Source organism: Escherichia sp. MOD1-EC6842 (assembly GCF_002965705.1).
Classification (GTDB): domain Bacteria; phylum Pseudomonadota; class Gammaproteobacteria; order Enterobacterales; family Enterobacteriaceae; genus Escherichia; species Escherichia ruysiae.
The window spans coordinates 40,375-52,876 of record NZ_PTRF01000018.1 but is presented as its reverse complement, the minus strand read 5'-3'; the positions used below and the strand labels follow the sequence as shown (position 1 = coordinate 52,876).

General features: G+C 49.9%; 12 protein-coding genes. 2 read left to right on the top strand and 10 right to left on the bottom strand.

Translation table 11 applies throughout. The annotated features are described in order from the left end of the window. Genes lptG through A7Z29_RS18620 form a run of 7 tightly spaced genes read right to left on the bottom strand, consistent with a single transcriptional unit; the run spans position 1 to position 6,467 of the window. Complete coding sequence (gene lptG, locus A7Z29_RS18650; RefSeq protein ID WP_010347785.1) at positions 1–1,080, bottom strand: LPS export ABC transporter permease LptG; 1,080 nt, start codon at positions 1,078–1,080, stop codon at positions 1–3. After that, a complete protein-coding gene (lptF, locus tag A7Z29_RS18645) occupies positions 1,077–2,147 on the bottom strand; it encodes an LPS export ABC transporter permease LptF (RefSeq protein WP_105290612.1) in 1,071 nt (356 codons plus the stop codon). The genes lptG and lptF overlap by 4 nt, the downstream gene beginning before the upstream one ends. 30 nt (positions 2,148–2,177) lie before the next feature. Further along, on the bottom strand, positions 2,178–2,735 hold the full coding sequence (locus tag A7Z29_RS18640; protein ID WP_001141136.1) for a YtfJ family protein: 558 nt from the start codon (positions 2,733–2,735) through the stop codon (positions 2,178–2,180). After that, complete coding sequence (locus A7Z29_RS18635) at positions 2,735–3,571, bottom strand: hypothetical protein (protein WP_000984959.1); 837 nt, start codon at positions 3,569–3,571, stop codon at positions 2,735–2,737. The genes A7Z29_RS18640 and A7Z29_RS18635 overlap by 1 nt, the downstream gene beginning before the upstream one ends. After that, complete coding sequence (locus tag A7Z29_RS18630) at positions 3,571–4,920, bottom strand: lipopolysaccharide biosynthesis protein (RefSeq protein WP_105290611.1); 1,350 nt, start codon at positions 4,918–4,920, stop codon at positions 3,571–3,573. Before A7Z29_RS18630 ends, A7Z29_RS18635 begins: the two co-directional genes overlap by 1 nt. Before the next feature lie 44 nt (positions 4,921–4,964). Further along, positions 4,965–5,723: a nucleoside/nucleotide kinase family protein gene (locus A7Z29_RS18625; protein WP_085461184.1), complete on the bottom strand. Its 759-nt coding sequence runs from the start codon at positions 5,721–5,723 to the stop codon at positions 4,965–4,967. 30 nt (positions 5,724–5,753) lie between these two features. Further along, complete coding sequence (locus tag A7Z29_RS18620) at positions 5,754–6,467, bottom strand: dTMP kinase (protein ID WP_085461185.1); 714 nt, start codon at positions 6,465–6,467, stop codon at positions 5,754–5,756. A gap of 173 nt (positions 6,468–6,640) precedes the next feature. On the opposite strand from A7Z29_RS18620, the gene A7Z29_RS18615 reads away from it, so the two are divergent. Further along, entirely contained in the window at positions 6,641–7,333 is a 693-nt protein-coding gene (locus tag A7Z29_RS18615; protein WP_105290610.1) for a dTMP kinase, read from the top strand. Between the two features lie 48 nt (positions 7,334–7,381). On the opposite strand, the gene pitB is transcribed toward A7Z29_RS18615, so the two are convergent. After that, entirely contained in the window at positions 7,382–8,881 is a 1,500-nt protein-coding gene (pitB, locus tag A7Z29_RS18610) for an inorganic phosphate transporter PitB (RefSeq protein ID WP_105290609.1), read from the bottom strand. 291 nt (positions 8,882–9,172) lie between these two features. Then, on the bottom strand, positions 9,173–11,032 hold the full coding sequence (gene gss / locus A7Z29_RS18605; RefSeq protein WP_010347796.1) for a bifunctional glutathionylspermidine amidase/synthase: 1,860 nt from the start codon (positions 11,030–11,032) through the stop codon (positions 9,173–9,175). A gap of 203 nt (positions 11,033–11,235) precedes the next feature. On the opposite strand from gss, the gene yghU reads away from it, so the two are divergent. Further along, positions 11,236–12,102, top strand: coding sequence for a glutathione-dependent disulfide-bond oxidoreductase (gene yghU, locus A7Z29_RS18600; protein WP_000131798.1), 867 nt, complete (start codon positions 11,236–11,238; stop codon positions 12,100–12,102). 132 nt (positions 12,103–12,234) lie between these two features. Here yghU and hybG read toward each other — a convergent pair whose 3' ends face one another. Continuing rightward, on the bottom strand, positions 12,235–12,483 hold the full coding sequence (gene hybG, locus A7Z29_RS18595; protein WP_000334896.1) for a hydrogenase maturation factor HybG: 249 nt from the start codon (positions 12,481–12,483) through the stop codon (positions 12,235–12,237). Positions 12,484–12,502 lie beyond the last annotated feature (19 nt).

Here is a 12,502-nt window from a genome sequence, read left to right as displayed (position 1 = left end):
TTAGTGTTGTCTGTCATACCAATACACCAGACTCAACGCCACCAGCACAAATACGATTGGTAAACCGAGCGCGGTCGCTGGGGCGCTCAACGCAAATAACAATCCCAGGTTGACTATGATTTGATAGCTAATCCAGGTAAGCAAGCCAACGATGACGCCCACAGCAAGACGGCTGCCCATTCCCGGCGAACGCGGGGCGCTAAAGGTAAACGGCACAGCCAGTAAAATCATCGACAGAGTTAAGATGGGGTGTCCCAGCTTTTCCCACAGTGCCAGACGATATTCACTGCTCGGTTGCCCGGTTGCCTGCAAATAATGGATGTAATGGTTGAGCTGGCGGACAGAAAAGCTATTACCCGGCATCGATAACTCTTCGAGATTCATACTGGTGAATGCCGATTGCCACGGCAGATTATCTAATGTTTCCAGCGTTTCTTTGCCGTTAAGCCATTTTTTATGATTCACACCGTGCAGGAGCCACGTTTTATCGTCTTCGATGGTGGCGCTGCGCGCGTAAATGTAAGATTCGAGTGACAGATCGTCGCGGTAATGAAATATCTCCACACCTACCGGCTGGCCCTGTTCATTCAGCGATTTCACCGTCACAAATTCATTGTCACGTCTGGCCCACAACATGTTGCCGGTGATGTCATCGTCTACCCCTAACGCGGTGGCGGTCGATTTGATTTGCATCGCCTGTTGCTGCAATGGCGACGCTACCCACTCATCAATCGCGCCTAACGAGACTGTCCACAGCATTCCGGCGACCAGCGCCACCAGCGCGATACGGAAAATGGAAAATCCCGTGCTGCGAATGGCGGTAAGTTCACTGTTTTTCGATAACTGCCCGAGACCGACAATCCCCCCTAATAACGCGATAAACGGCGCAAGATCGACCAGTGTGCGCGGCAGGGTCATCACCACCACCAGCACCGCCTGAGTCCAGCGATAACCGCCAGGGCTGACATCATCCAGCTCGTTAATCAGGTTGAAGGTGGTAAAAAGCGGTAGCAGTAGCCCTGCGGCAGCGGCAAAACCGAGAAACAGGTGACGGATTAAATAGCGACTGAAGACATTCATCGGGAAAATTTCTGCAGCAAAGAGAAGTCGCGTGCGACCAGCACTAACAAACCAGTCAACATCAGTCCAGGCACTAACCACAAACCAGGGATAACAGGAATTGCACCGTTTGCCACCAGAGTGCGGCAAACATCTCCGCCATAAAAAATGGCAATAAACAGTAACGTTAAAGGCAATAAGGTAGAAAATCGCCCCTGCCGTGGTTTTACCCGACTTAAAGAGATAGCCATCAATGCCATTAACAACGCAGTCACGCCACGGCTTTGTCGCCATTGCAATTCGGCATGATCGGCAGGAAAGACAGAATGCGCCAGCTCCGTGACCGACTTCGCTTTGCGTTTGACGTTAGGGCTTTGATCCAGCGGATTCAGATGTAATTGTAGATTGCGGTAGATCTGTTCGTTGTCGTCATTGCCCTGATGATCGAGAAGATAGGCTGTGCCGTTATGCAACATGACGGTCGGTTTGTCCGGAGAGGGATCGATAACATCAACGGAGCGGGCACGAAAAATGCGGGTTCGATTGGCTGTAGAAGTGTATATCAGCGCGTCAGTCAGGCGATTATTGTCTTGATCAACCGTCTGCGAGAGGATCATCCGCCCATTATCGTTAGTATTAAATTTCTTTGCCCGTAGCTGGCGGACATCCAACTCCGACTGCGACTGTTGCTCCAGTTGATAAATCTGCGCATAAGCCCACGGCCGACCATACATCGACAAAACGGTGACAAAAATACTTAACGGTATTGCAAGGTAAAGAACAGCTTTATACAAACGCGCCGGGCTGCCTCCCGCCGCAGAAATTGCGGTAATTTCTGAGTCGGTATACATCTGCCCAAGCGTCACGCCAACCGACACATACAGGCCAACCGGTAACAACATCTCCAGTGCAATCAGCACCTTGTAGAAAACGATATCCAGCACAACGTTGAGATCTAAAGTGCCATTTGCCGCTTCGGTCAGATAACGCTGTGCGGAGTAGCTGGCGAAAATAAAGATTAGAAAACCGACGATAATCAGCACCAGACGGCGCGTACCGCGCATGATGTAATGTTCAACCAGCTTCATCTCACTAACGCCCTCAATCCTTTGAGTTTTTTATTCATTGATCAGCTTCTGCGCCAGCGCAATAACATGATCTACCTCTTCCGGCGTCAGGCTGCCGTCCTTTGCCCACTGAATTTGCCCGGCTTTATTCAATACCAGAATGGTTGAACTCTGCTCCGGTAATAGCCAGGCAACGCGTCCCAGACCATTGCCGTCAATAACGAATTGCGCCCACGGATAGCGGCGTTTATTTTTTTCGATTTTGCCGCTCACAAAATAGCCTGTACCAAAGATAGCATCATCGGTATTCACAATGGTGGTGGGCTGAAAACGATCCTGCGGAAAGTTCGCCACTTCTACTGCTTTGATTAACAGTGAGTTCTTTTTCTTTGCCGACTTGCGCCCGGCGATATACTGGATAATGCGGACTTTTCCCTTCAGTTGCGTACTGTTCCACTTTTGGTAGTAAATTTCGTCGTTATTAAGCAGTAGCTCGCCGCCTTCCTGGATATAAACAGGCGTAACCTGCTTCCCATTGATGAAATTATGCGCCGCCGTGCCTGGTGCTAAGAGTGCGATAATCAGAGCGACAATCCGACGAGATGGCATTATTGCTCCGGATATAGCGGAAAACGCGAGATAAGCAGCTCTAAACGCTGGCGAATATCGCTATCCAGCGCCACCGGTGCGTCATATGACCGGCGGTTTTCCATATCATCCGCCACCATGTCGTCGTGTTTATCCCCCATCAGACCATTAATGGCAGCGAGGAAGCGAGAAATCTGTAACGCCTCTTTATTTTCAGGATCAAGCGATCTTAGGGTGTCGTAATAAGAAACCTGCTGACTGATGATTTTTCGCACATCATGAAATTCCCTGCCGGTTAGTCGCGGTTTGGCAATAATCTCTTTCAGGATATGCATTTGCTTTTGCCGATAGGCAATAAAACCGTTCACGCTTTCTAACTGGCTATGGCGTAATGACCAGTTCACTAACGACCAGACCGGAGAGCTTAAATAAATCCGTAACAGGTTACCGTAATACGACACGATATTTTTCTTACCGTTACGAAAACCATCCTGAAAATGGCCCAGACATACCGTCGTTTTGCCGAATAAAAATCCGGCCTGATGCTTCTTTAAATACAACCGTTGAGCAAAACGTAAATGCTTATAGCGCGCTCGCATGTATTTAAATTGTTTGCGCTCATCAGCCGTAAGTCCCTCGCCTTTGGCTTGTTTATGGATTAAACGCAGCAACTCCTTATGATCAACGCCATTTAGCCAGAATTGCAGGCATAACGCGTAATTATCATGGATGATTTCGGCGGTACAACCCAGGGCGATTGTCGGCGGCAAACTGACCTGCGCGTCAACAACATCATCTTCCTCAATCGCAACAAATAAACGCTCGCTCGCCTCAAGCGGGAAATATTTTCTCATCATCAGGATTTCTCTCCGGCTGCGTTATAAAGCAATGAATGGCGCTGAAAGAACGCCTTTAAGGTCGGAATTAGTGAGAGCGCCACGTCCAGACATTGACCGCCGAAATAAGCAAACGCTGCTCCCAGCACGCCAAACAGATGACAAAACATGAACAGCAAAACGATGTAGCCGATTGAAGCGATGGTTTGCGCCACGAGGAAGGCTCGCTGTTTACCCGCCATCAATAGCAATGACTCCTGCGGGAAGCCCAGCATCGAAATAACAATCGCGCCAAGCATCACCTGGATCAGGTCATATGCTTCGAGATATTTGACGCCAAATACCAGCGAAATGAGCGGCTTGCCGACGATTAGCACCGCGAGCGCCACCAGAACACCGATTCCGCCAGCCAGTAACCCTGACTTCACGCCTAACAACCACGGTCTGGTAGTGCGCGGATCTAAGCGCATTACTTCTGGATAAAAACTTTTACCCAGCAAACCCGCCGGCGTCCCGGCTGCGTCGAAGAATGTCATGGCAATTTTAAATAACCCGGCTGCGGCTGGCCCCAACACAATCCCCACCAGCACTGTGCTGCACGAGTTACGCACCGACCAGATGGAGTGGGCAATGTTGGTTGACCAGACAAAACTCCACGCCCCTTTGATGTGTCGGGCAGACTCGAACAGATTCAATTTAAACGCGTTATGGATATTTCTGCGGCGCAATTCGCGCGCAGCAAACCACCAGTACATGGTGCCGCCAACCAGATTCGAGGCGTACCAGGCTATAACAAACCCCGCAAAACCAAAGTCAAAATACCAGGCGATTACGCTCCCCGCTGCGCGCAGAAAAGGCTTCGTCGCCTGCTGTACAGCAATCAAATCGAAGCGATCTACCGCACGCAGAATGCCGGTCGGCGTGGAGGAAGCCATTGAAGGAATGAGCGTGCAATAGAGCGCCGCCAGCCAAAAACTTTGGTCATCCAGACCTAATGAGTGAGAAAGAAATGGCAGTAAGGCAATGCCGCCGACAATCGCCACCGCGCCGCTGACGATATCCAGCGAAAAGGAAAACGAGACGACATTGCGAAATTGTTGGGGATTATTGTTGGTTAAGGCTGGCGTTCCGTACTGCACTACCAACTGCCATGTCTGAAACTTAATAAAATCGCTGATCGACTTGGCATACGATTGCACAATCACCAGTACGCCAAACATCGCTGGCGTCATCCCTTTACCAGCGCACGAGAGCGCCAGTAAACCCAGCAAGGCGCTCACGACATTGCTGGAGCCTAACCAGGCGCTATTGCGAATAATGGTGCGAAAGGCTCCATCTGCAAACCAATGTTTGATGTTAAAACCCGCCAATTCAGCCAGACCTTATCGTTGATAATGAAAAATAGCCACCAGCCTTAAGTTAAACTTCGGCGGTCAGAAACGATGGCAACCAGAGAAACCGCTTTCTGCGCCTGTTCCAGCACGTCGCGGTAGGGCGCTCTGGAATCAATCTCAAGAATTTTTGTGCCGTTATAGCCAATCTTCGACATGACGCCGATTTTGTCCTGCAACTCGGCATAGTCGTGATCTGGCTTGCGGGAGATGGCGGTATCAATATCAATGCCCAGACGAATAATTAATTCAGGACGATATTGCGCCATTTGTTGATATAAGCGCCGCTCGCGCTGTGCCAGAAACATGTTGATTTTGCCGCTGGCACGTTCGACGCCAATCCCCGGTCCGTCATAATAAAAACCGGAAATTTCAGCCTGCGGAAAGCGATCGCTGACCACCAGAACGCCACTTTGCGCCAGCCGCTGAACCTTGCGCAGATTCGTCATTCTTCGCAGCGAGAAGCAATACATAATCAACGCCGCCCATAGCGCCGGAGATTTGGTTTTCATGCTTTGGGTTTTCGAGGATTTGGCCGCCAGACGCCGTTCCAGCCAGACGCCAACGAGCGGCAAGCGTTTAATTTTGTCGCCGTCTTCGCCGGATAGCAGCCCCAGATAGCGCCGCTCAGTTTGCCAGTGTTGTTGCAGCGATTTAACCAGATCGGTGGTCAGCGTAGATTTACCGGTGCCATCGCACCCAACCACCGCAATCAGCCCCGGAATATAGTTGGTCTGCGGTGCGGTTGTACTATTAACAGTTTGTGTTTGTAGTGCATCCATTCGTAAATCATCCCCTATCCATTTTGGTGATCAGGAAAGTGCGGCGTGAATCGCGCATAATGAGGCTTGCAGGATTTCATCAGCAGGTTGTCGCCCGTCCAGTTCCAGTATCTTTGCGCCATTGAACGTCAGTTGTGGCGTAACGGCGATTTTTTCCTGTAACGCCGCCAGTTGATGATCGGGTTTGCGGGAAAATGCCGTCTGTTCATCAATAGCAAGACGAATCAATAACACAGGCAAATAAGATGCCATCCACTGGTATAGTTTCAGCTCGCGTTGCCTTAACATTTTTATCCAGCCGTTACCGCCAGAGGTTTTTGCCAGTTGCGGACCATCAAAGCGAAAACCTGGCACTTCGACCTGTGGGTAACGGTCGGTAATCAACAGATAGCCCTGCTGGCTTTTACGCAACATTTTGCGAAACTTGTAGGCTCGCCAGCAGGAAAGCAAATAAATAACCAGTGCGGTAATATTGCCAGGCGGCGTTGACGGCTTTTCATGCACATGTGCCGCTTTACCCCGCAGATAACCCCCAAAAGGTGCACCAATAATGGGGAGCTGTGATATCCATTCGCCAATTCTCCCGGAAGACTGCCCGAGATAAATGTGTTCTGTTGGCATTTTTGTTGCCAGTTCATTCACCAGACTTGCTGTGAGAGTCGATTTACCTGAACCATCACACCCCACAATGGCAATAACACGCACTGGCGTGGAATTAATTATTGACATATTACGTTGATTCACGAAAAACCCGGCAGCAAATAATGTATTGAATATTACGTGGTCCGTGCTCAGAATATCTGCTCAATCTTATTGTGACAATGGTTAATTGTGGTATTGACCTGAATTACACTTTCATAAAAACATATTAATCAAATAAATATTTTGGGTGGATATTTAAATTTAAGGATATATTCATGCAGTCAATAACCCCTCCATTAATTGCCGTTATTGGTAGCGATGGTTCAGGCAAGTCAACGGTGTGTGAACATCTTATTACCGTTGTCGAAAAATATGGTGCCGCCGAAAGAGTTCATCTTGGAAAACAGGCAGGGAATGTCGGACGCGCGGTGACAAAACTACCGTTGATGGGAAAATCCCTGCATAAAACCATTGAAAAAAATGAAGTGAAAACGGCAAAAAAATTACCGGGGCCGGTTCCGGCGCTGGTAATTACGGCGTTTGTTGCCCGTCGCTTACTGCGCTTTCGTCATATGCTCGCCTGTCGTCGTCGCGGGTTAATTGTTTTAACCGACCGTTTTTCGCAGAACCAAATTCCTGGCGCTTACGATGGTACGGTGTTTCCACCTAACGTTAAAGGCGGTCGTTTTGTCTCATGGCTGGCAAGCCAGGAACGTAAAGCGTTTCACTGGATGGCAAGTCATAAGCCTGATTTGGTTATCAAACTCAATGTTGACCTTGAAGTTGCCTGCGCGCGTAAACCCGACCATAAACGGGAATCGCTGGCAAGGAAGATTGCCATAACGCCACAGTTAACCTTTGGCGGTGCACAACTGGTTGATATCGATGCCAACCAGCCGCTGGAACAGGTACTGGTTGACGCAGAAAAAGCAATTACGGATTTTATGACAGCACGGGGTTATCACTAATCAGAGATGAAAATGCCCGATCGCCAGTACCGGGCATTTTCAGGAAGGTTAAATTAACTGCAATGCTATCCAGTACAAACTACCAGACAGAAAAATCGCCGCCGGTAAGGTAAACACCCACGCCATCAGGATGCTGGTTACCGTTTTACGCTGTAAGCCTCCACCATCCACGACCATCGTCCCTGCTACCGCCGAAGAAAGTACGTGTGTTGTGGAAACTGGCATCCCAATATAACTGGCAAGGCCAATAGATACCGCCGCCGTCATCTGCGCCGCCATGCCTTGCGCATACGTCATGCCACGCTTACCAATCTTCTCACCGATGGTCATCGCCACACGACGCCAGCCAATCATGGTGCCAATACCCAGCGCCAGTGCCACCGCCATAATGATCCACACCGGAGCGTATTCAATGGTACTTAACATATCGCTGCGCAGTTTTTTCAGCAGGTTCTGGTCTTCTTTACTGACGCCTGGCAGTTTCGCCAGCTTCGCGGAAGTATCAGAGATGCAAAGCATAATGCGGCGCAGCTGGCTGCGCTGACTCACGCTTAACGGCTCATAGCTTTCCATATTGCCCGGCAACATCGTTTTAACGCGCGCGATGGCATCAAAGGTATTTGCCGGATGACAGTGAAACTCCGTCACTTGTGTGCCATCCGTCTGAGTCGCAGGCAGCGGGGGTTCCATCGTAATCAATTTCTGCGGCAATTCAGGATGCTGTTGCAGATAATGTTCAAAGTTAGTGACAGCATCGCGGGTACGGGTAATTTCATAGCCGGAGGCGTTCATATTGACGACAAACCCGGCGGGCGCAATTCCCACCAACACCAGCATCACCAGACCGATCCCTTTTTGTCCATCGTTCGCACCATGCGAAAACGCCACGCCCGCAGCGGAAACAATCAGTGCAATACGCGTCCAGAATGGCGGTTTACGTTTGCCTTTTTTCTTTTTGCGATCTTCAGGAATGCGGTGAATACGGTCACGCTTTTTCGTGCCGCTCCAGAAGCGACGCAGCAGGAAAATCAGTCCTCCCGCAATCACCAGCCCCACAATTGGGGAGACAATCAGTGAGGAGAAAATCTTGGTCACTTCACGCAGATTTAACGCGTCCATCACCGATGAGCCGGTTAACATCGCATTAGTTAAACCGATGCCGATAATCGCGCCAATTAAAGTATGCGAACTGGAGGCCGGTAAACCAAAGAACCACGTTCCCAGGTTCCAGATAATCGCCGCCAGCAGCATGGAAAAGACCATCGCCAGACCGTGGGTTGACGCCATATTCAGCAACAAATCGGTTGGCAACATATGGACAATGGCATAGGCAACGCTAAGTCCGCCCAATAACACGCCAAAAAAATTAAAAAATGCCGCCATCACCACAGCAAGTTGTGGTTGCATGGCACGAGTATAAATAACGGTTGCCACCGCATTCGCCGTGTCATGAAAACCATTGATTGCTTCGTAGAACAACACAAATGCCAGAGCAAGTAATAACAAAAGCCCTGTGTATATATCAAGGCCAACAAATAAATTTAGCATATATTAGATTACGCCATTTTGAATTTACGAACGGACGCATTATCAGTGACTTTAACGGCGTGGGCAAAGTGAAATATCATTTTTTAACGATAAAAAGAGTGTTATTTCTTGTGTATCAGACAATAAGCATTCATTCAAAATTATTAGATATAATTAATACACAGACATTTCGCCAGTCCATATATTCATGCATGAAATGAATAAATAATAAAATATATAAACATTAAATATTTTGATTAATCCCCGTACTGATTACTCTTTATAATCAGTACGAGGTTGCTACAACATGTATTACTCTTTCACCACAATTAACGGTTCAATATCACTCTCTTTTTTGATGACCAGTGATTCATCGCCGCGCAAGCAAGTCCCGCCATAGTTGCCGCCAACGGTGAAGGTACATACCTGGATGTATTTACCGTCCACTTTCGGCAAGCACCACAACTGTTGATAGATGTTTTTCTGCTCGGCAAATTTACCGCTGGTCTGATCAAGCACCTCTTCATGATGGCTGACGAGGTCAATATTGCTGCCACAGCGACCGGCAATCGGCTTCACGGCATAACCGGTTTTCACCAGTTCATCATTAACAGTGAAATCAGTATCCAGCAGATAGCGATGGTGCGGGAACAGCGACCAGAGGATCGGCAGAATCGCTTTGTTGCCGGGGATCACCGTCCACAGCGGCTCAAAGACCAGCACTTCCGGGCGCAGCAATACGTCGATAAGACGCACTTCATTTTGCGGATGCCCGGTACGGATCGGCACCGCAGCAAACTCACGGTCGCTGACTTCACGAATCTGATCAAACGCCGTTTCCCACGCCCAGGTTTTCCATACGCAGTTAACCAGTCGCCCTTCCCCATCAATCAGTTGCCCGGCAGCATCCCAGCCCAGTTCATCCAGCCCGCGCAAGATACGCGTTTCAAAGCCCGCCTGTTGCAGCGCCTGCTCCATAAACTGCGCGTGATAGTTCTCCTCGATATCTTTGTCCTGCATGATATGGACAAATGGACGTGCACGACTGTGTTTCCATGCGCCTGCCAGTTCGTTAATCAGCCCTTCCGCCGGATTGAAGCCGTTGCCTTTATAGCCTTGCTCCGTCCAACGTTCGAGGATCAAGCCTGCTTCAGTATGACAAGAGGCGGAATCGGCATTGTATTCGTAGACCTTCAGGCCACGCTCATCCATACAGAAATCCATGCGACCAGTGATCATATGGTGCCGGCGACGCTGCCAGGAGAGGCGCAAACGCGGCCAGAGGATTTTTGGAATATCGAACAATGCCAGCAGGTTGTCATCTTTCAGCACCTTATCGGTAGCGTGAAGATACATCAGGTGCAGCTCGTTGGTAGCTTTAATCAGCTCCTGCTCGGCACTCTCGGTAATGGTGTAATAATGATATGGATCCTGATTGATCACCTGACCGTTGGCCTGCACATAGGCGTTTTGCAGCGGATCTTTTTCATCCAGCCATTTACCGTCAAACTGGCCTTTGTTTTCCAGGCGCGCTCCGCTGATTTTCAGCAGCTCGCCTGCAATTTCCGGCTGCGGTAAGCTGTATTCAGTATCTTCCGTCTGGATCATCCAGCCCAGAATGGTGGTGTCATCAAACGTGTCTTTGAGGGTATAGCAGCCGTTTTCGACCACCATCTCCAGTTCGCGCGTCCACTGCTGCCCTTGCGGCAACGGGGAATGAATCACGTTTTGTTCAGCAATGCGAACTTTGTTGCCATGCAATTGGGTAATGATGGCGACATGGCCGGTGTCTTTAAATTCTCCGCCTTTATCCCAGATAAGAAGCGCACCCGCGACTGGCGCACGCGGCGAACCGTTAGGAAATGCCTGCAACGGCAGGATGTTGTCGTTAACCACTTCACGCAGGAAGCGCAGCGAGAAAATCTCCCACGCCATACCCACGTCTGTGAAGACCACACCGTAATTCAGAAAGAGAAAACGGCGAGCAAATTCAACGCATTGCCATTTGTGGCCCATATATTCGTCGTCGATATAGCTACGGAATACGGCGTCATCTTCGTATTCCTGCGGATCGAGAGAACTGTAATCTGAAGAGTAGATTGCTACACCACCTGGGGCGTAGCCCAATAATGTCCCGAACGGGGCATCCTGGCTGGTCGTTCCTTTGCTCATCACTTTACCTTTAACAATACAACCTAAGCAGTTGGCGTAATTGTTGTGCTCTGATTACCTGCTCAGCGACATTAACCGGACAGAGGTCTGACTTATCATACACCTCAACGCAGCGGCTGGCGCAAAGGGTTAAAAATTCACAATCTGTATAGCAATCGAACTGCTACACTGCTTCAACACTACCACTCAGAAGGCAATTCAGTATGACAGACAATACTTATCAGCCCGCGAAAGTCTGGACGTGGGATAAATCTGCTGGCGGCGCATTCGCCAATATCAATCGCCCGGTTTCTGGCCCGACGCATGAAAAAACGCTGCCGGTTGGCAAGCACCCGTTACAGCTCTATTCTCTGGGCACGCCAAACGGTCAGAAAGTAACGATTATGCTTGAGGAGCTGCTGGCGCTGGGCGTTACTGGTGCAGAGTACGACGCCTGGCTGATTCGCATTGGCGATGGCGATCAATTCTCCAGCGGCTTTGTGGAAGTGAATCCGAACTCGAAGATCCCCGCGCTGCGCGATCATACGCATAATCCGCCAATCCGCGTGTTTGAGTCTGGTTCGATCCTGCTTTATCTGGCAGAGAAATTTGGCTACTTCTTGCCGCAGGATTTGGCAAAACGGACGGAAACACTGAACTGGTTGTTCTGGTTACAGGGCGCTGCGCCGTTCCTCGGCGGTGGTTTTGGTCACTTTTACCATTACGCGCCGGTGAAAATTGAGTACGCCATCAACCGCTTTACCATGGAAGCCAAGCGCCTGCTCGACGTGCTTGATAAGCAACTGGCGCAGCATAAGTTTGTTGCGGGCGATGAGTACACCATTGCTGATATGGCAATCTGGCCGTGGTTTGGCAACGTGGTGTTAGGCGGCGTATATGATGCCGCAGAGTTTCTTGATGCGGGCAGTTATAAGCACGTGCAACGCTGGGCGAAAGAAGTGGGCGAACGTCCGGCGGTGAAGCGTGGGCGTATTGTTAACCGCACCAACGGACCGCTGAACGAGCAGTTGCATGAGCGCCATGACGCCAGTGATTTCGAGACGAATACGGAAGATAAGCGCCAGGGGTAAGGGTTAGTGCTCGTCGCAGCAAGCCATCCAGGCCGATGTAGGCCGGATAAGGCGTTTACGCCACATCCGGCAATCGAGCACAATGCCTGATGCGACGCTGCCGCGTCTTATCAGGCCTACGAAAGCTAATTTTCACGCGCTGGTAATGTCGTAATCCATTTGGCGCAGTGCGTCTAATGTGGCTTTGGCTTCGTCTTCGTCGATGATGCTCATGGCAAATCCGACGTGCACCAGTACCCACTGGCCCAGCAGATCGGCAGGGTTACCTTCGCAAATCAGCGCGATATTCACGTCGCGCTTGATACCACATACTTCAACCTGCGCAAGCTGGTGAATATCTTCACCGACAGCCAGCACCTGGCCTGGAACGCCAATACACATTGTTAACTCCGGTTATTTC

Bases quoted from the DNA above. Each gene is read 5' to 3' on its own strand.
- A7Z29_RS18625 (WP_085461184.1), bottom strand. From the start codon at position 5,723: ATGGATGCACTACAAACACAAACTGTTAATAGTACAACCGCACCGCAG.
- lptG (WP_010347785.1), bottom strand. From the start codon at position 1,080: ATGAATGTCTTCAGTCGCTATTTAATCCGTCACCTGTTTCTCGGTTTT.
- A7Z29_RS18635 (WP_000984959.1), bottom strand. From the start codon at position 3,571: ATGATGAGAAAATATTTCCCGCTTGAGGCGAGCGAGCGTTTATTTGTT.
- hybG (WP_000334896.1), bottom strand. From the start codon at position 12,483: ATGTGTATTGGCGTTCCAGGCCAGGTGCTGGCTGTCGGTGAAGATATT.
- pitB (WP_105290609.1), bottom strand. From the start codon at position 8,881: ATGCTAAATTTATTTGTTGGCCTTGATATATACACAGGGCTTTTGTTA.
- gss (WP_010347796.1), bottom strand. From the start codon at position 11,032: ATGAGCAAAGGAACGACCAGCCAGGATGCCCCGTTCGGGACATTATTG.
- A7Z29_RS18615 (WP_105290610.1), top strand. From the start codon at position 6,641: ATGCAGTCAATAACCCCTCCATTAATTGCCGTTATTGGTAGCGATGGT.
- yghU (WP_000131798.1), top strand. From the start codon at position 11,236: ATGACAGACAATACTTATCAGCCCGCGAAAGTCTGGACGTGGGATAAA.
- A7Z29_RS18640 (WP_001141136.1), bottom strand. From the start codon at position 2,735: ATGCCATCTCGTCGGATTGTCGCTCTGATTATCGCACTCTTAGCACCA.
- lptF (WP_105290612.1), bottom strand. From the start codon at position 2,147: ATGAAGCTGGTTGAACATTACATCATGCGCGGTACGCGCCGTCTGGTG.